We start from the raw sequence: 19,922 nt of genomic DNA, 5'->3' as shown, positions 1-19,922 counted from the left end.
TTATGACTCACAACACTTACAACTCATTGACGCAAAACAATTTAGAACGTCCTCTTCCAAAACGGCTCCACTATAGTTGGTCTCCCCGCTTTTTATTTCGCTATTTTCCACCGACAACCCTTACTCTTTCAATCATTGTTTTCATTTTCTGGAGCGGTTTTATTATTTTTTCTGAAAAAACTGAACGACTTTCTCCCCCACAGCCTCTCCCCAAAGCTGATGCCATCATTGTGCTGACAGGCGGAGAAAACCGAATAGAGACAGGACTTAATCTCTTACAAAGGGGGCTTGGTTCACGTCTCCTCATCAGTGGTGTAAATACCACAACCAACCTGAAAAGTCTCATGCATAACATGCATATTACCCGACGGCTTATCTCCTGTTGTATTGACATCGGGCATCAAGCGATTAACACCAGAGGAAATGCTAAAGAAAGCGCCGATTGGATCAAAAAACACCACTATAAAACCCTTTATATCGTCACCCATGATTACCATGTGTGGCGCTCGATGCGAGAACTTAAATATTTAATGCCTGATATCCATTTCATTGCCTATCCTGTTAAAAAGCACAATGCTGAAAGCGCAATACAACAGATCAATCAAATCCGCATTCTCATATTCCAATATATTAAAACGCTCCAAGTCTATATCAGAACCGCATTCTAATCTTTATCCTTCTGACTTTTTAAAAACCTTGCCATCTTCTGACCTCTTCATACCTTTCTCTCATACTCTTCCACAAGAGGTTGCTTCTATAAAAGCTCGACAGAGCTACCTTCATACAACACAGAACACCCCACAATACATGTATCACTGTATTGCACATTCACCCAAAACATCTCTTACATCCCAAACATATCTCACAGCACGGGATCTGTACATGCCATCTCAATATATAAGCTCTTGTAAATAGAGCCCCCAGACAACTATAAGATCTTCAGACTTGTTATAGAGATCTATTTATACCACCGTCTTTACGCTTCATAAAAATACAAACCGCCCACCCTATATTTTGCCGCCCCCAAGTATTACGATAGCTCAAGCCTCTTGGGATGATTGGTAAGAGGCATGCATTACGCCTTTCTTAAACACGAACATACCAACCTCGTATGACATGCAAAAAAATAATTTTAATAGATTTAAAATGAGAAAATTTATAATAATTAGATTTCTCATTCAACAGAGAGAATGTTAAACTATCATTATAAGTCAATATATTAGTAACAATCTCTTATTCTAAAAAGCATCTTCTTAAGAGCATTTTAGATCACAGATAGGAATAAGCTAAAAACGCACACCGCTACGAATACCTCACGTTTTTTATCGCAATCTTTTTTGAAATCATTTTGCTCTCTAAGATCACTTTTTGTCTGGTTTCCTCCCCAAAAAAGAACGAAAATTTTTAAACTCTATTGATCTGTAAACAATAATAACTCAGCTTCTTGTCTAACGCGTTCCACCTGCTCACTTCAATATCAGAACACCTCAAAAGACAGATTTCATAAGAATTGTGATTTCCTCTCAACATCTCAAAGGACGATGATTCCTATCAGCAACGATTTGTAAACAGTTCACTTTCTCTGGACAGGTTCCTCTCAGCTTCCCCATTTATATGATTTACTCACATAAAGCTCGACAAGAAAACCCCTGCCTGAGAATATTCATCACTGCCGCTAAAGCTCATGCGTCATAATTTTAGTGACCTCACTGCCTAAGGTGCTTTATTACATACAACATATTGATTTATAATGAAATTTTATTACGCTACAACTTGAATGAGAGCTCTCAATATCATCAGATTCTCTCATTTCAAATCTGTTCTCTATTGAATCAATCAAAACCACCCGCTTGCACATCACAAGCGGGATGAGTGTGTGGATAAAAACTGTACAAGAAATGACTAAAAATGGCTCTTATGAACCGTCTTAATGCAAGGTCTATCGCAACACCCACGAGCTGGCAAATATAATGATGGTGCCGGCTTGTTACTTCATAAGCGTAAAGATGGAGGTGCTCAATGGATTTACCGTTGTACCATTCACGAGCGCCGTCGTGAAATGGGATTGGGTGCCTTAAGAGATGTCTCTTTAAAACAAGCCCGTGAATGTGCAAACCAATGGCGCTCTGTATCGGACTTGTAGCAGGAGGAAGAATAACCACCATACCAACTAGACATACCATTGCTCATCACTAGCGCCATTATGTTCTTTAGCAGCATAACTGCAGCTTGGTATTACGATGTTCTCTTACTTCATCTCACACCTGCTGAATATGAGCTTATTCTTTTTCAATAAATGAAAGCCCTTTTCATTCATACATCATTCAAAATAAGAAGCTATCCGCCTCTCAAACTTTTTGTCTTCCTCACCAAAACCATTAAATCAAACCCGCGTTTCACGGTATTAGTTCTTAAGATCACGCCCCCTACCGAGTATCTGACGGCATCCTTACCCTAGAAACTCAAATGGCTTGTTTATCCTTCAGCTCCAAAATCATGAGATAAGGCAGAAAAAAGCGGTGCCTTAAACAAAATATTCTAAAGAAAGCTAAGTTACTCGCATAAAGGAACAGAAAACGGCTGTATCTTAGGTCACATTTTAAAACCTGAGCATGATCATTATTTATTTGCATAAACCTAAACACCTATAATTTGCACCACCCTCTGCAAAACTAAAAGTGAGAAATCCTCATAACCTCTTTTCCAAAAATCTTAAAAAGACTAAACGAAACCTCTTAAACTGCTCAGCTATCTCGATACCAGTTCATTTTTTTTTGGAAGAATGGAGGTTTAAGCTGTTTTTGGCATCAACCTTCTTTTTTGTTCTTTTGTTTGTTAGCAGATATACTATTCACTTCCCCCGCCTCTTTTTAGGTTAAATCTTAAGAATCGTCGCGCAGTATATTTCATTTGTCCTCCTCTTCACATCTCAGAAGGCGAAGATTTTTAACAAAATTCAGTCTGCAAGCAATCTCACTCTAACGGGTTCCATTTAACTTCTCCTTAACAGGATTTACTTCCATAAGACTCGACAAGAAAGATTTAAAAATATTCATCATGCATTCTCAAAACATTTAATGCCTCAAGAAGGCTTATATGCCTATCATATCTCACATGATGTAGTCTGCTATAAGAAACGTTCACCTCTAGGGTACGCTCCACTTAATAAACAAAGCGTTTTCTAAAATAGAGCAGCAAATAATGCCAAACTTTTCCCATTCATGTTTCGCTTCATAAAAGCTTCATCCAAGTGGAAAGCATCACGAACAAACATGACCCAATTGATAAAGCTTAATCGCGTGAAAGAGCGACAACAGGGTCAAGCCGTGAAGCTTGCCGCGCTGGAGAAAAGCCAAAACATATTCCAATGAGTGTTGAAAAAGTAAGAGACATAATGATCGATTCAATAGTATAAACCAAATGGATAGGCGCCTTAAACAGAAGAAATAAGCCACCGATAGAAAGCCCAAGCAAGATCCCCAAACCACCACCAATCACACAAACCAAAATCGCTTCAATGAGAAATTGCTGTAAAATATCACTTTGCCGTGCACCAACTGCCATACGCACGCCGATTTCATTGATCCGCTCAGAAACAGTGACCAACATAATATTCATCACCCCAATACCCCCCACAATCAGGGAAATAGCTGCAATTGAAGAAATTAAAAGTGTTAAAATATTTGTACTCTCCATAACACGTTCACGGAAGAATTCAGAATTTCTAATGAAAAAGTCCTCCCCGCCATGCCGCATAATGAGAAAACGTTTTATCATGGTCTCCGCTAAATGTGAATCAATATCATCAGCAATTCTAACAGTAATTGCACGAACTTCTGTTGTGCCAAGAAAACGTGTCTGCACTGTTGTATAGGGCAAATAAAGCTGTAACGTATTTGATGTATCTCCACTTGCATTATTTTGCGAATCAACAACACCAATAATACGCGCTGGAACATTCCCCACATGCACCACCTTTCCAAGGGGGCTTTCATAGCTATGGGGGAAAAGAACAGACAATGCTTCTTTCTCGATCACGAGATCAACCGCCCGATCATGGACACTTTTTTGATCAAAAAACTGTCCTTTGAAAACTTTGAGCCCCTGTGTCTGAAAAAATTGTTCTCCCACCCCCGCAATGACGGCATTAACTTCAACTGCACCAAAACGCACTTTCGAGCTTGCTGAAATCTGTGGTGTTACACCAGAAACATAAGGTAATCCAGACAAGGCTTCTGCATCAGCTTCAACCAAACTGGTTATTTTTTCTGCTTGTGGATCAGAAAAACTTTTACCAGGAAAAATGGTTAATGTATTAGTACCCAAACTTTTAAAATTTTCCAGAATTTTCTCTCGTGTACCATTCCCTAAAGCCACCATAGCAATAATCGCCCCAATACCGATAATCACCCCAAGCATTGTTAGAAAAGTCCGCATACGATGTGCATTCATTGCCAACAGAGCCATCACAAACGCCTCACGGAATCGCTCAAAAAAAGAACGAAAAAAGCCCAGTTTTTGTTGGCCTTTTAGATTTTGTTGTTCCTGAAGAGATTTTCTACCAACTTTTGTTTTTGCAACCCTTGACCGCTTATCAGCAATAATTTCCCCATCACTGATTTCGATAATACGCTCTGCTCTTTCAGCCACCTGCATATCATGGGTTACAATGATAATAGTACGCCCTTCTTGATGAAGTTCATCCAAAATATGCAATACTTCTTGCCCACTCTTTTTGTCCAATGCACCAGTTGGTTCATCTGCAAGAATGACCTCCGCATTATTCATGAGCGCCCGAGCAATAGAAACACGTTGTTGCTGACCACCGGAAAGCTGATTTGGACGATGATTTATCCGATCACCCATGCCCAAACGCGTTAAAAGATCCTGTGCACGCTTTTTTCTTGCTTCCACGGCACATCCCGCATAAATAGCCGGAATTTCAACATTACCAAGAGCTGTCAATTCATTCAACAAATGGTAGCGCTGAAAAATAAAACCAAAATGATTACGTCGTAAAGCCGACAATTCATCCGCAGAAAGAGAAGCTGTTTCTTTACCAGAGATCCAATAACGGCCAGAAGTTGGACGATCAAGACAGCCTAAAATATTCATCAAGGTAGATTTACCTGAACCGGAAGCACCTACAATTGCCACCATTTCACCACGTTTAATGGTAAGATTGATGTTTTTCAAAACGGTAACAAACGTTTCGCCCGCAGGAAATTTGCGCACAATATTTTCCAAGACGAAGACAGCATCTGCTTGATTTGTGCTCATGCTTTAACTCTCGTCTTCGCTATGCATGTTAGAAGACTCTGGCATCACTCCATCAGACGAACTGGTGATGACGACATCACCCTCGTTAAGTCCTGAAATAATCTCCGCCATAACCTTATTATTCAACCCAACACTCACCTGTTTAGTAACCACCTTATTTTCCCCCACCAAAACAGAAACCCATGCTTTACGCTCTCTTGTCTCATCGCGTAAAGCATCACTTGGAACCAACAAGACATTCTGCGCGCGCCCTAAGATAATATGAACTTGAGCAGTCATATAGGTTCGCAAAAAATTGTCCGCATTATCAACATGTAGAATTCCATTGTAATAGATAGCCGATGATATTAAAGCACTAGAACCACTCACCATACCAGGATTAATACTCACATCAGCACGAATTGCTTCAGGAGCCGGCTCTACTTTTTCTAAAACGCCTTCATAACGACGCTGTGAATTACCTAAAACTGTAAAATAAAGTGGTTGTCCAGCTCGGACTTTAAGAATATCTGCTTCTGAGATTTGCGCCTTGATCGTCATCTTTGATAAATCACCCAAAATAACAATTGTTGGCGCCGACTGAACCGCATTCACATTCTGCCCTTCTTCCACAACTGTTGCCAAAACCGTTCCCGCTGAAGGGGCAGTGATGCGTGTATAACCTAAATTAACCTCTGCACTCTCCACATCAATTTGTGCTTGCACAATCTGCTGACGAAGTTGTTCAATTTGCGCCTCGCGTATTTTCACCTGTGTCGCAGCCTCATCGAGGTTCGCCCGTGAAATCGCACGTGTTTCGATCATTTTTTTCTGACGCTCTAAATTTTTCTGTGCAAGAGAAAGATAGGCTTCTTGTTCTACCAAATTCGCATAATAATGCGATAATGCTGCTTTTTTTCTTTTTAAATCATTTTCCTGATCTGTAGGATCAATTTCTGCCAAGAGATCGCCTTCTTTCACAACACTCCCAGGGGAAACACGCATTGACACCACACGCCCTGTTGCACGCGCACCAACAGCCACCAACCGGTAAGGACGTACAAGACCAGAAGCTAAAACACTTTCCTCAATATCCCCACGCTTCACCACCGCTGTTATATAAGTTGGAGTAGATGTTCCAAAAAAAACAGAACGTAACCATAACAACAAGAGAATGAGAAATATAGCAGTTAAAAAGAAGGAAAGTTTTTTATGTTTTGTAATGAAATTTTTGAGTAAGTTTTTTTTCATTTCCCTACCTTTGCACGCGAACGAGGTGCATTATCAACGACTTCTGGACGCGATACATCAACAACGCCATCCCAGCCTCCCCCCAATGCTTTCATCAACGTGATATATTGCGTAACCAAAGAAACACGGCTATCTTTAAGCGCCATTTGTGCAGAATAATAAGAGCGATCAGCATTTAACAATTCAAGAAAACTAGTATTTCCATTCTCAAAAAGGCTCCGTGAAAGTTTTAAGGAATGAAGAGAAGCTTTATTCGCAACGATTAGCTTTTCTAAGCGTTGATGTTCCTTCGTTAATCTTACAAGCGCATTTTCTACATCTTCTAAAGCTTCCAACACAGCAGCTCGATAAGTAATAAAAGCTTGATCACGCTGCGCGCGCGCTACCGCAATAGAAGCCTCGACCTGACCTCCATTAAAAAGAGGAAAACGAAGACCAGGTCCAAAAGACCAGCCAATCGTTGAATTTTTCCATAATTGATCAATTGCCGTTGCTGCTGTTGAAATATTACCTGTTAAAGTAAGTGATGGATAACGATCTGCTTCACGTTGACCAATCCGTGCTGTCGCTTGCGCATATTGACGCTCTGCCCGTCGTAAATCCGGACGTGTTAACAAAATATCAGCTGGAATTCCTGCTGGTATCGGCCAGCGTGGTTGTGGAATCTTTGCATGCTTAGCATTTTTTTGTAAAAGATCCTTCAATGCCGTAGGCACACGACCAGTTAAGACAGAGAGGCGATGAACGCTCATTGCTACATTCGCTTCCATCTGTGATATATCTGCCTCTGTATTTGCCATTTGCGCTTGCGCATTTGAAACATCAAGCTCAGAGACATCACCAGCTGTTAATCTAGCGCGCATCAGTTCATAAGTTTTACGTTGTGAGACAGCAATTTGCCGCACAATAAACAACTTTTGTTGCCAACCACGCATTTGCACATAATTTGTTGCCACATCTCCTAGTAATGTCACCATGGTAGCACGCATATCTTCCACAGCCGCATCAAGGCCATAACGCGCTGCTTCAACCGCACGTTTATGCCCACCAAAAAAATCCAGCTCCCAGCTTGCATCAAAACCACTACTATACTGGTTTAACAATGCATCAGACTGTCCAGAACGACTACGGGTTCCTGAAATTGAATTGGACACATTTGGCAAAAGAGTTCCCACAACCTGCCCTAAACCTGCACGCGCCTCACGTACCCGAGCTTTGGCAACAGCAACATTATTATTTCCAGAAATAGCATAATCCATTAACGCATCTAGAACAGGGTCATTCAAATGCCGCCACCATCCGGCAAGCGCAATGGACTGCCCTGCAGTCTGTGCAGATTTTTCTCCCCAAACTGCTGGAACACGAAAAGATGTTTTCTGGTAATTAGGACCAACCATACATCCTGACAAAAGCAAACACAACAAGACACTAGAAAATAATCCACGAGAAGCGCCCCATTTGAGATTTCTGATATACATCCAGTCTCCCGCATTCTTTCAGAATCATTATTTAATATTAATACTTTATTTACCTCTTATTTCAAACTTGACGTGAAAAATCAAATACAGTTTGCACAGGAATATGATCTGAAGGACGTTCCCATCCGCGCGCATCACGAAAAATAGAAAGATCTACAACAAAAGGTGCTAAATCTTGAGAAGACCAAACATGATCAAGCCGCCGCCCATAATCGGTAAATGCCCAATCGCGAGCACGATAACTCCACCATGTATAAAGCTTGGTAGGAACAGGAATATGCAACCGCATCAGATCAACCCATCCACCTTGACAACACAAATCCTGTAAACGCTCGGTTTCAATGGGAGTATGGCTTACAACCTTCAACAATTGCTGATGAGACCAAACATCCTCTGCCAAAGGAGCAATATTTAAATCTCCCACCAAAAGAGAAGAAAGACCATCGCCGTGATCCGCACGAATGGAAGACATTTCTTCTAAAAAATCAAGCTTATGACGAAATTTTTCATTCACATCAGCATCAGGGATATCTCCCCCAGCAGGAACATAAAAATTATGAATCCGCAAGCTTCTCCCATGGGCTTCCACAATAACTGAGATATACCGGCAATCTTGGTTTTGACAAAAAAAACGTTTTTCTACCTTTTTAAAAGGCAAACGAGAAACAATAGCCACCCCGTTATAAGATTTTTGTCCACTCAATGCGATATGCTTATAACCCGCTGCTTCAAAAGCCTCCACTGGAAATAAAGCATCTGGACATTTTGTTTCCTGTAGACACAAAACATCTGCGGAAAAGAGTTCCAAATACTGAAAAACCTGTGCAAGACGCAAACGAATAGAATTAATATTCCAAGTCGCAATACGAAAGAACATTTGTTTTAATCCAAATAACGTAACACTCTTTCTTCATTTCTTCGAAGGAAGCGTGAACATCCCATTAGCGAACCGGACGTCTGTCCGCACATTCATAACCTGCACAGTAGTTTCCAAATTTTGTTGGTCAACAATTGTCCACTGCCGCAAAGCAGAGCCTTTAGAATCAAAAACCATCCTTATTTGCCCTGCCCCAATCGTTTTATCACGCAGAACAATCGTCACAGCCCCTGGATCTTCGCGAAATGCCAACAAGCGCCCAGAAGATACATCAATTTTATCATCCAACAAAAACTTCATTGGCGTTTGCGAAAGTTGTGAAAAGTTCCAAGTATTCAAAGCCCGATTGTTAATACCCACAAATTGGCCATCTGCAATAATTTGTAAAGGCATTTTTTTGTAAATGAAACGAATTTTCCCTGGACGCTCTAAATAAAATGTCCCCTGAGACATTTTTCCCTTTGGACTAAACTGAATAAAATCACCTGTCATTGTTTTGATTGCCGCAAAGTGATTCACAACATTTTGCGCCTTTATCACTTTATTAGATACTTGCGAAAAAACAGGAAAAGTTAAACACCAAAAGATAATAATTCCCACCAACCCAAAGATTCTTCTTTGCGGTAAAAAAGACGTTTTCATAAAAAATGCTCCCAAGCAATACTTAATTAACTTTATAATTCATAACTTAAGTGATCAACGACGAATAAATACCTATCTTTATAAGATAAAGATATCGTTTGAAAAAACTATCAAAAGATTTTCAAGAGTATTCTTCTTCGACAGCCTCCAAAACTTTTTGCTTACCCATATCATTTACTGGACTAATGATGCCTTCTTCTTCCATCCTTTCAATCAATGTTGTAGCACAGTTATAACCAATGCCTAAACGACATTGAATATAAGAAGTCGAAGCCTTACGATCACGAAGCACAATAGCAACAGCTTGACAATAGGAATCATCTGCTAAAGAAACATCCCTCTTTATTTCTTGCGATCTCTTTCGGTATCGTTTCCAAATAACCAGTCTGCGTTTATGTTTCCGAAATCATCAAAATTTCCTGCTTTTCTGCTGATTTTCTAAACGCATAATATATTCTTTCCCACCCCTAATCTATGAAGCAACATAAATTATAGTCAATACATAATGGATTAAGGACTAAACATATTACTCGCGAACCTGAAAGCTCTTTTAAGTGTCAAAAATGCTTTTTTGACTTCCTTCCCACCCAAAAGAATAAAAATCTTCATCCGAACCACTCTGTAAACAGTTTGGAGTTTAGCAAATTTCACTTAGCTTCCCACCCCATATAATTCATTTATATTAAGACTCGACAGATCAGCCTTGCCCTAAATATTTAGAGCGCACTTAAAAAGACACTTAAATACCAAACCTTACATGCTTTTACCCCCTCTACACTCGCAATGACATTATTTTATACCAAGATATTGATTTATAATAATTTATCTTTTTAACTTAAATCATAACGCCAAAGACAATAAGATTCTCTCATCACATACTCTCTCATATTGAATCAATTCAAATCATTTGCTTGCACGTTACAAGCAAGGTTGGTGTATGGATAAAAGTTATATAAGATAAAGAATCCCCTTATAAGGAGTCTCAAGTACCAAGGAGCTATCGCAAATTGAGAGCTGGTATATGAAAATGCAGACTTTCTACGATACAATAGGATAAACACTTGTTTTACAAGGTATTATAAAAAACAACTATAAATATTTTTCAAAAGCGTTCTTCTTCAGCAGGCACTAAAATTTCTCGTTTCCCTGCGTGATTTGCTGGACTAATAATACCTTCTTCTTCCATCCTCTCAATCAATGTCGCAGCGCGGTTATAACCAATGCCTAAACGGCGTTGAATATAAGAGGTTGAAGCCTTACGATCACGAAGCACAATAGCAACAGCTTGACTATAGGGATCATCTTCTGAAGGAGAAGACAAAGAAACATCAGCACCATCCTCTTCAACTTCTTGCGTAATTGTTTCTAAATAATCAGGTCGTGCTTGCTCTTTGAGATGCGCAACAACCTGCTCCACTTCATCATCCGCAACAAAAGGCCCATGCACACGCTGAATACGTCCTCCTCCCATCATAAAGAGCATATCTCCTTGTCCCAATAATTGCTCGGCCCCCTGTTCGCCTAAAATTGTTCGGCTATCAATTTTGGAACTCACAGAAAAAGAAATGCGTGTAGGAAAATTGGCTTTGATCGTCCCGGTAATAACATCGACGGAAGGACGCTGTGTCGCCATAATTACATGGATACCGGCAGCACGTGCCATTTGTGCTAAACGTTGAACCGCTCCTTCAATATCTTTCCCAGCAACCATCATCAAATCAGCCATTTCATCAATAATGACAACAATATAGGGCATAGGACTAAAATCAAGTGTTTCCGTTTCATAAAGAGGCTCACCGGTCTCGCGATCAAATCCAACTTGAATTGTCCGCACCATTGTCTCTCCCTGACTTGCAGCTTCCCTAAGACGTGCATTAAACCCATCAATATTACGAACGCCTAGTTTTGACATTTTACTATAGCGCTCTTCCATTTCACGAACAGCCCACTTTAAAGCAATCACGGCTTTTTTAGGATCTGTCACCACGGGTGTTAATAAATGGGGAATGCCATCATAAACCGAAAGCTCAAGCATTTTCGGGTCCACCATAATGAGACGACATTGTTCAGGTGTCATACGATAAAGCAATGATAAAATCATTGTATTGATAGCAACAGACTTTCCTGATCCTGTTGTACCAGCAACCAAAAGATGGGGCATTTTTGCTAAATCTGCAACAACAGCTTCTCCTCCGATTGTCTTACCCAAAGCAAGTCCTAGCTTTGCTTTGCTGTCAATAAATTCTTGCGCCTGCAACATTTCTCGTAAATAAACCATCTCACGCTTTGCATTAGGCAATTCTATTCCAATAACATTACGTCCTGGAACCACCGCAACACGCGCCGAAATCGCACGCATCGAGCGTGCAATATCATCTGCCAAACCAATGATACGGGAAGACTTAATGCCTGCAGCCGGTTCAAATTCATACAAAGTTACTACCGGTCCAGGACAAGCATCTATAATTTTTCCTTTGACCCCAAAATCTAACAAAACCCCTTCAAGTTCCTGAGAATTTGCTCTTAAAACAGCAGGAGAAAGTTTTGCATCCCTAACAGACGGTGGTGGAACCGAAAGATAATCTACAAGAGGAAGAACAAAACCACCATTTGAAGAAGCTGTTAAAGACTTTCGATTTTTAACAGGAGAAACATAGGCTTTATTTTGATTTTTCTCACACTTTACTTTTTCACCCAAAAAAGTTGGCTCAATCCGATCAAATGGCTTTCCTTGCCCTTTACTCTGAAAACGCCTTTTGAAACAGAATAAACGAAAAAAACGCGCTTGTAAAAAATAAAAAAGATGCAAAAGAGCGCCACAAGTTGTCGCAAAAAAACCATGATTTTCACGATCCTCCTCTGCGGCATATTCCGTATCTTCTTCCAACTCAAAGACTGGATTAACGATTTCGTCTTTTGGAATGCTTTTTTCTTTTCTTTTCTTTGTTCGACGCCGCCATATCACATTACCAGCAAAAGCAGCGGTGAAAAAACCTAAAAGAATAAAAACAACACTGAAAAACACCGTGTAAGGAGGAGAAAGAAAAAGAGGAAAGACTGAAGAAGCAACACTTAAAACTTTATCTCCTAAAACCCCTCCCAATCCCATTGGCAATGGCCAATAAGTAAAAGAAGCAACAGGTGACATAAGGGCAAAAGCAATTAAAAAACAAATCGTTGATAGCACCCATAAAAAAAAGCGCAAAGTCAAATTGTAGATATTCTTTTGCGCCAACAAGAGAAAAGACCAAAATAACGGTGGCAACAAAACAGAAAGACTTGCCAAGCCAAAAAACTGCATAATAAAATCTGAAAAAATTGCCCCCATCCACCCCATAAGGTTTGTAACCTCATTTGTACTTGCATGGGTTAAAGATGGATCCGCAACATTCCACGTCGCCAAAGCAAACACACAAAAAATAATAAAGCCCAAAAGCCCAAGCCCAATAAATACCCCTATCTGACGTAAAAACATCTCAATAAGACGCGAACCTTGAGAATTTCGCACTTCTAATGAATCATAAGGAGAAGAACTTCGGTGCATCTATCAATTCCAAATACAAAAATTTCATATTTTAAAGAGTTATAACTCCCTCTCTCTCTTAAAAAAGGATGAAGCTTAAACTCTGTGCCGATTTGTAAACAAATAGCCTGTAAACAATCCGACTTCTTATCTAGCGCGTTCTACCTTCTAACCACTTCATATCATTCATATACCACCACCCTAAGAGACAATCCTTCATAAGGCGCATAAAAAGCTCTCCCTGAGATATTTATCACACGATCAACCAAAAAACACCTCATGTGTAAAGTGTTACATGGGTCCTATAGACACCTTCCTAAACAGATGATGTTTTTTACGCTACATCATGATAACGGCAAAATATGAATACTGTTTTAACCATCACGAATGAACACAATTTTTTATCTATCATACTAACGAAATGTCCCCCTTCAGGACAGGCATACTGAAGTAACTCACACAACTTAAAAAATACATGACCATCTTTGTTTATTTTTAGTTTTCTTTTTTATCAACCAAGTGTAAAAAGAATTGAAGAAGATATTCAAAAAAGCTTATCCGATAAATCTGTAAGATGAATCACATAAATGATTAAGCAGAAAAACTCTGAAAAACCAATCTGTCATCAGATTGGCGCCAAAAAGAAACCTCGTTTTTGTAAAGCAGAGAGAAAAGTAAAAGTTAAGATATTTTAGGCAATGTAAAAAGATATTCTTTTTAAAAGAAAGCAAACTATAAACAATGGAAGAAGTATTGTGTGTTCTAATCGCAATAAAGACGTACAACCCAATAAAAAAATTAAATCTCATAAAACTAAACAATGTGATCTGCTCATTGCAGGGGGGGCAGCTGTCGGTTTAACCCTAGCGATAGCACTCAAGCAAACAGCCCCTACTCTGAAAATAAAAATCGTTGATGCTGCTCCACAAGGAGATACCCCTGCTTCTAACATACGAACCATTGCCCTTGCTGCTGCTTCTATTCGTATGTTAAAACAATTACAATGTTGGGAACCTATAAAACCCTATGCGCAACCCATTCATTCAATGATCATCACAGATGCAAGCACTAGTGATCCTGTCAAACCCACCCTTTTAACCTTTGAAGGCGACATTACCCCCGGTGAGCCCTTTGCTGCTATGGTAGAGCATAGAGAACTCATCAACACTCTAAAAAAACGTGTCAAAGATCTCAATATCCCTGTTATTACAAACACGCGTGTCATTGATTTTCATCAAGAACACCAACATACAACCGTCACTTTAAATAATGAAGAGGTTTGGCAAACAAAATTGCTTATTGCAGCTGACGGAGCCCATTCGAAATTACGCCAAAAAGCTGGTCTGAAAAATTTTTCTCATCCCTATAAACAAACAGCAATCATCTGCACAGTTGAACATGAAAAACCCCATAATGGTCAAGCAATTCAACATTTTTTACCTGCCGGTCCTTTTGCTCTTCTCCCTCTCAAAGGCAACCGATCCGCCATTGTGTGGAATGAAGATCATAAAACTGCGCAATATTATCTCAAAGCTGATGCACTTATTTTTGAAACAGAACTCGAAAGACGCATTGGCCATCGGTTAGGCAAACTCTCTTGGGATGGCGAACGTCAAGCTTTTCCTTTGAGTCTTTCTTTAACACGTCAATGCGTTAAACCACGTTTTGCTCTCGTTGGCGATGCCGCCCATACCATCCACCCCATTGCAGGACAAGGACTCAATTTAGGATTACGCGATAGCGCTGCCCTCGCTGAAGTGATTATTGAAACAGCACGACTAGGTCTTGACATTGGCTCCCTCACGGCTTTAGAGCGCTATCAAAGCTGGAGACGTTTTGAAATTGTCCGTATGGCTTTAAGCAATGATTGGCTTAATAAACTCTTTTCTAATGATAGCCTTCTTTTACGGATGCTCCGCGATACCGGCCTTGGAATCATTAATCAAGCGCCAAAAATAAAAAAATACTTCATTCAAGAAGCTGCCGGACTCACTCCAAATGCCCCACGTCTTCTACACGGCTTCCCACTTTAAGAAAAAATTCATACTATTTTACAACCTTTGCCTTCCTCCTTCAAAGAACAAAAAATTCCTATCTCATCCAATCTGTTTACAAACCGGATTCCTGTCGAGTAATTTTTTCTTGACTTCCTCCTCCCATATTTCACTCAACATAAGACTCGACAAGCAAGCTACATTATGAGAATATTCACTACGCACTGAAAAAAACGTTTAATGTCTCAAAGAGGTTGTTGCTTTATATCACCACACTTTAAAAGAAGCCATTTCACGGCATAATAAAATAAACAAGACTTTTTAGCACACAACACTTTTATTTATAATAATAAGTTCATTGTTCTCATATTGAGTGAGAAATCTAAAGATCATAAAATACCCTTATTTCAAATCTCTCTACATGTTGAAGCAATCAAAATCATTCGCTTGCACATCACAAGCGAAAGTGTCGTATAAATAAAAACAATTAAACAAAGCGACAAAAGCCTCCCTCTCTCAAGAACTAAGGACTTTAGCAATATTGGAGGCGAGTAAAGTGTATAAGGACGCCGGCTTATACTTTTTATTGAAGTAAAAATGGTGGTGTACAATGAATTTTATATGATCATAGGGGCTTTTACGTTATACTATTCACGAGAAGCGCCATAAAATAAGCTTAGTTGCATTGAAAAATTTTTCTTTTAAAAAAGCGCGTAAATTGGAAACACAAATGCATTCCGTTTGGGGCATTCTGTTTCTCAGACAAACCCTTTAACTTATTGTGGAATACCACACAATTTTAGAAAAAATATTCCGATATATAACAAAGTGTTCCGCACTCTATACCATCACACACAATTGTAAACCTGCATACCCCCCCTATTTCACACCATAAAAGAAGATAAACCGCAATAGAAATGATCCAATCCTTTTATTTTCAAATACACTCTTTATTCATTATTCATAAACGCTCATAAATGAATTTTAATCACAAACGCTCAGAAATATGTCATAAATTCTATAAACCCCATAACAGCCATAGAAATTTTCCATTTTCTACACACTCACTCATCTCAACTAACGATAAATAAAGTAAATGCCTCATATATAATCTTACAGAAAAAAGCCCAAACAAAATCTATAACATCAGGCTTGTTCTACAGAACAGTATTTCAAAAATATAAGTACGCTAATTTATTAACATATTAATTGATAAAATTATCATTTTACATATTGAGTTAAAATCCCTATGCAATAAATTATTCTCATTTCGACCATTTTTGTAAATAATCAATAAAACTCTTTATTTACATAGACTAAAAAGAGCAACGTTAATGAAACGATAAAAAGAAGTAAAATATCCCCCTCTCTCAAATGCCAAAAGCAATTACAATATTTCAACCTGGCATCATCATTATGCTTGCCAGATTATGACAACAAAACCTTTTGCATTTAAATAAATTTGTTCACGCTCCCTATTGTCGTATTTGGTAACTCAATACTTTAATATATTTGTTCAGTATGTTTATACAATCAAATTACCCAAAAGAGCATACTTCTTGCATTTACATTCCTTAGTATTCCCTTATCTTGTAAATATCGCACACGTGTTACGTTACTTCGAGTTCATCAAGTGTATACCCATTCTCCAACCACTCTTTAATCCACTTAGGTCTACGTCCACGCCCATTCCATAATTCCCATTGGTTATTGGGATTTCTATAATGGCGCTCTTTGCTCACAAGATCAGCGATATCAATTCCATGGGCATTAGCAATTTCAAGAATTTTTCGTCGCGCATTTTGCTTTTCCTTTGCTTGCCGTTTTTTTAATTCCACATCGATTTGTGTACGCATCTCTTGTAGCTCATCAAAATTCATATTCTTGAGATCATTCACCTTAATTACTCCCCTTGCAAAAAAGAATTTCTTTTTGCCATATTTTAAACACAATTATAGACAATTTCTGTCCATTTATTATCGAAATTAAAATTACGATACATATATCACTTTGACGGAGATGTGCTTTGAGCCACAAAGAACTGTTTATTGGTATATCAACCACCACCACTGCATCTTTTTTCAGTTCAATTACTGGAACTACTAAATGCAGTGCTCAAACACCATCACACCTCTCTGACTCTCATGAATCAGTAGTCAAAAGTAAATATAAATCGTCACTCTATAAATTATGGCAATACGCAACAAAGAACAAGCCCTCTCTGTATAATGATAGTGTAGTTCATTATAACAGTAAAACCTCCCCTTACACACAATGGCTTTTTACTTCGTATAATTTTTTTTTGAAAAGATTTTTGCAACTAGAGAATTATATAAAACAAGCAGCTTCAATACAGTATCAAAGATTATTATTTTTTAAAAGCAGCGCCTTTTTTCGTGATTCCAATAATATTGGTTGGCGTAATGTGCTCTGTTTTATTCAACACTTTTATCTCGTTGGTTGGATATTCGCATATATTAGAAATCTTCTTAGAAGAGAACAAAGCAATAATCACAAGGAATATTCTAAGCTAAACAATCTCATTCTGCAAATTTATAAAATCAAAAGACAACGAGAAAAAGCACCACAAAGAATTAGCATTTGTATTAATAAAATTCTTCGTAATAAGGTGTATTGCTAATGATTGTTCCAGATTTCACATTTTTTGCTGCTGCATACATATCCAATACGCCCCCCATAGCATTTTCAGTTGTTGCCGAACAAGAAGCGCGGGACAATGTCTATGTAACAGATGATAAAGATAACTTGTTCTATCAATCATCTCAGCTTAAGGAAACAATCGCAACAGCTGAACAGAGTGAACATAATTTTAACATAATTTTAGGGCAAATTGGTGTTGGAAATGTGAAATTGTTTTCTCTTTTTGATGCATTTGATTTTTGCAGAAATCTTACAGCTGCACAAAGCGCTTTAACTTACTGCTATGAACAAACAACATCAAAGTGCGTCTTTGAAAAAGCGACTTTACAGTCTGTGCTGAATTTTTACAATACAGAAAACTCAAGCCACACCCGTATGCAAAAAGTTACTTCATATATTGGAGTAAAAGCTGCTGTACGAGGAAATGAAGACTTGCAGGAGCCTGTAAAACTTAAAAAAGAAGAACCAGAACAGACAACTAAAGTAGATTCTCTTCCTCTCTCTTCAAAAGGAGAAGAAGATGCATTTACACATAAAGAAAGTAGCGCCCGCGATGCTTTTTCAGCTGAAGATTTTTCTTCATCGAGAAGATTGCTAGAGTGAGGACTGATATTTTCACGAAACTCCAGAAATTTGATAGGATATTATAATGAAAGGTAGATAAGAAAATGTTAAAGCTCTAATTAGTAAGATTGAACAAAATCTCTTCTAGTTGAGGGCAAAGATAATGAAAATGATAGAACAAAACAGCGTTGATATAGCATTTAGTCAAAAAGCAGCACGTGAGATTACAGTCGTGATGCTTTCAGAAAGAGAATGGTATTTCACGTTTATTTCCGACGATCCAATCACCGGAAAGCCAAATAAATATACGTTACTTACACAAAGAGGAAAACTAAGAACTTGGGCTGATCCAAAATATCTTTTTAAGTTTCTTCATGAACGAGGGGTCATTTGTGGGAGTTTTAATCTTAATCAGGATAAAGGACATGAAACAATTAAATATTCTTCACACAACAGCTCGTAATAAAATTGCTGCATTTTCTGCAGCTTTAACTGTGTTTTTTATGACAAATCCTACATGTGTCCAAGCAGCAGGTTTAAGTACTGCAAAAAAAGCTTTAGAGGAACTCCAAAAAGATTTAAAAGCGATTATCCCTCTTGCTGCTGCCGTAATACTTTTGTGCTTAGCAATTGCTTATGCAGGGCGCTATATCGGAAAAGATACATTCGTACGATGGGCAATCGGGGTCGTTATCGCTGGTTCAGCAGCTGAACTTGCCAATTTATTATTTAAACCAAACTGATAAATATTTTAGACATAAAATATTTCTTTCAGGAAATAAGAAGATTAGATTTCTGTGTTTTTATTTAGCACAATAAAAACTATATCGAAAAAAGAAATTATTTATACTAACTGTAATCTAAATTGAGATAAATAATATGAAACAATCAAATACCCTTCAAACAATAATTAGAAATAAAACTACTAAAGTCTCTGCAGCTTTAACTGTATTTTTTATGGCCAACCCTGTGTTAGCCCAAGCAGTAGTTTTAACTCCTGCAGACAACGCTTTAAAAGCGCTCCAAAAAGACTTGAAAGATATTATCCCCATTGCTGCTGCCGTTATACTTTTGTGCTTAGCAATTGGTTATGCAGGGCGCTACATCGGAAAAGACACATTTGTACGGTGGGCAATTGGTGTCGTTATCGCTGGTTCAGCAGCTGAACTTGCTGGTTTATTATTTAAACCGAACTGATAAATATATTAAATACGAAATATTTATTCGTGAAAAAAGAATTTTAGACTTTAATACTTTTATTGCACATCAATAAAATTATTCCTTAATTTTATGGGAAAACTACTTACGCCTAATACAATGTGATAAGGTTGAACAATATGAAAAAATTAATCAATTTTCAATTGAACGATAATAATAAAATTACGGCAATCTCTGCAGCTTTAACTGTATTTTTTATGGCCAATCCTGTATATGCTCAACAATTAACAACTGCAAAAGGTGCTTTAGAAAAACTCCGAGATGACTTAAAGCTACTTATCCCTATTGCTGCTGCTGTGATACTTTTGTGCTTAGCAATTGGTTATGCAGGGCGCTACATCGGAAAAGATACATTTGTACGGTGGGCAATCGGGGTCGTTATCGCTGGTTCAGCAGCTGAACTTGCTAAAATGTTGTTCCAAAGCCCATGAAAATGACTATTAAAGTCATGCAGT

At 38.3% G+C, this 19,922-nt stretch carries 15 protein-coding genes and 2 pseudogenes; 9 read left to right on the top strand and 8 right to left on the bottom strand.

Annotated elements, in window-relative coordinates; all coding sequences use genetic code 11:
• The first annotated feature begins 2 nt into the window (after positions 1–2).
• Positions 3–668 (top strand): YdcF family protein, encoded by a 666-nt coding sequence (locus ACFILN_RS04675; protein WP_375637555.1) that lies wholly within the window; start codon positions 3–5, stop codon positions 666–668.
• 1,240 nt (positions 669–1,908) lie between these two features.
• Positions 1,909–2,131, top strand: a pseudogene (locus tag ACFILN_RS04670) (Arm DNA-binding domain-containing protein); the annotation flags it as partial.
• A gap of 1,160 nt (positions 2,132–3,291) precedes the next feature.
• On the opposite strand, the gene ACFILN_RS04665 reads toward ACFILN_RS04670, so the two are convergent.
• The 7 genes and pseudogenes from ACFILN_RS04665 to ACFILN_RS04635 all read right to left on the bottom strand — a co-directional run bounded on the left by ACFILN_RS04665 (position 3,292) and on the right by ACFILN_RS04635 (position 13,051).
• On the bottom strand, positions 3,292–5,280 hold the full coding sequence (locus ACFILN_RS04665; RefSeq protein ID WP_273790526.1) for a MacB family efflux pump subunit: 1,989 nt from the start codon (positions 5,278–5,280) through the stop codon (positions 3,292–3,294).
• A gap of 3 nt (positions 5,281–5,283) precedes the next feature.
• Positions 5,284–6,510, bottom strand: coding sequence for an efflux RND transporter periplasmic adaptor subunit (locus tag ACFILN_RS04660; RefSeq protein ID WP_273790527.1), 1,227 nt, complete (start codon positions 6,508–6,510; stop codon positions 5,284–5,286).
• Positions 6,507–7,988 (bottom strand): efflux transporter outer membrane subunit, encoded by a 1,482-nt coding sequence (locus tag ACFILN_RS04655; RefSeq protein ID WP_375670984.1) that lies wholly within the window; start codon positions 7,986–7,988, stop codon positions 6,507–6,509. The genes ACFILN_RS04660 and ACFILN_RS04655 overlap by 4 nt, the downstream gene beginning before the upstream one ends.
• 61 nt (positions 7,989–8,049) lie before the next feature.
• On the bottom strand, positions 8,050–8,865 hold the full coding sequence (locus ACFILN_RS04650; protein WP_273790529.1) for an exodeoxyribonuclease III: 816 nt from the start codon (positions 8,863–8,865) through the stop codon (positions 8,050–8,052).
• Between the two features lie 33 nt (positions 8,866–8,898).
• A complete protein-coding gene (locus ACFILN_RS04645; RefSeq protein ID WP_273790530.1) occupies positions 8,899–9,507 on the bottom strand; it encodes an outer-membrane lipoprotein carrier protein LolA in 609 nt (202 codons plus the stop codon).
• Positions 9,508–9,628: 121 nt separating this feature from the next.
• A pseudogene (locus tag ACFILN_RS04640) lies at positions 9,629–9,887 on the bottom strand (DNA translocase FtsK); the annotation flags it as partial.
• A 722-nt stretch (positions 9,888–10,609) separates the two neighbouring features.
• Complete coding sequence (locus tag ACFILN_RS04635) at positions 10,610–13,051, bottom strand: DNA translocase FtsK 4TM domain-containing protein (protein WP_375643239.1); 2,442 nt, start codon at positions 13,049–13,051, stop codon at positions 10,610–10,612.
• A gap of 734 nt (positions 13,052–13,785) precedes the next feature.
• Here ACFILN_RS04635 and ACFILN_RS04630 point away from each other — a divergent pair.
• Entirely contained in the window at positions 13,786–15,063 is a 1,278-nt protein-coding gene (locus ACFILN_RS04630) for a ubiquinone biosynthesis hydroxylase (RefSeq protein WP_375658026.1), read from the top strand.
• Positions 15,064–16,634: 1,571 nt separating this feature from the next.
• Here ACFILN_RS04630 and ACFILN_RS04625 read toward each other — a convergent pair.
• Positions 16,635–16,922 carry an H-NS family nucleoid-associated regulatory protein gene (locus tag ACFILN_RS04625; RefSeq protein WP_015857007.1) on the bottom strand — a complete coding sequence of 96 codons (288 nt, stop codon included), beginning with the start codon at positions 16,920–16,922 and terminating at the stop codon, positions 16,635–16,637.
• A 128-nt stretch (positions 16,923–17,050) separates the two neighbouring features.
• Between ACFILN_RS04625 and ACFILN_RS04620 the strand changes: the two genes are divergently transcribed.
• The 6 genes from ACFILN_RS04620 (at position 17,051) to trwL (ACFILN_RS04595) (ending at position 19,898) form a co-directional block, all read left to right on the top strand.
• Positions 17,051–17,665 (top strand): hypothetical protein, encoded by a 615-nt coding sequence (locus tag ACFILN_RS04620; RefSeq protein WP_375670982.1) that lies wholly within the window; start codon positions 17,051–17,053, stop codon positions 17,663–17,665.
• On the top strand, positions 17,665–18,288 hold the full coding sequence (locus ACFILN_RS04615; RefSeq protein WP_375670980.1) for a TrwN protein: 624 nt from the start codon (positions 17,665–17,667) through the stop codon (positions 18,286–18,288). The genes ACFILN_RS04620 and ACFILN_RS04615 overlap by 1 nt, the downstream gene beginning before the upstream one ends.
• A gap of 124 nt (positions 18,289–18,412) precedes the next feature.
• Entirely contained in the window at positions 18,413–18,712 is a 300-nt protein-coding gene (gene korA / locus ACFILN_RS04610) for a KorA family transcriptional regulator (protein ID WP_375630977.1), read from the top strand.
• A complete protein-coding gene (gene trwL, locus ACFILN_RS04605) occupies positions 18,675–18,992 on the top strand; it encodes a VirB2 family type IV secretion system major pilin TrwL (RefSeq protein WP_273790537.1) in 318 nt (105 codons plus the stop codon). The genes korA and trwL (ACFILN_RS04605) overlap by 38 nt, the downstream gene beginning before the upstream one ends.
• A gap of 136 nt (positions 18,993–19,128) precedes the next feature.
• Positions 19,129–19,446 carry a VirB2 family type IV secretion system major pilin TrwL gene (gene trwL, locus ACFILN_RS04600; protein ID WP_273790538.1) on the top strand — a complete coding sequence of 106 codons (318 nt, stop codon included), beginning with the start codon at positions 19,129–19,131 and terminating at the stop codon, positions 19,444–19,446.
• Between the two features lie 140 nt (positions 19,447–19,586).
• A complete protein-coding gene (gene trwL, locus ACFILN_RS04595; protein ID WP_375654617.1) occupies positions 19,587–19,898 on the top strand; it encodes a VirB2 family type IV secretion system major pilin TrwL in 312 nt (103 codons plus the stop codon).
• Positions 19,899–19,922 lie beyond the last annotated feature (24 nt).

Source organism: Bartonella sp. CL434QHHD (genome assembly GCF_042195145.1).
GTDB lineage: Bacteria > Pseudomonadota > Alphaproteobacteria > Rhizobiales > Rhizobiaceae > Bartonella.
Note: the sequence above shows the minus strand (reverse complement) of the source record. Positions and strands in the feature narration are given on the sequence as shown.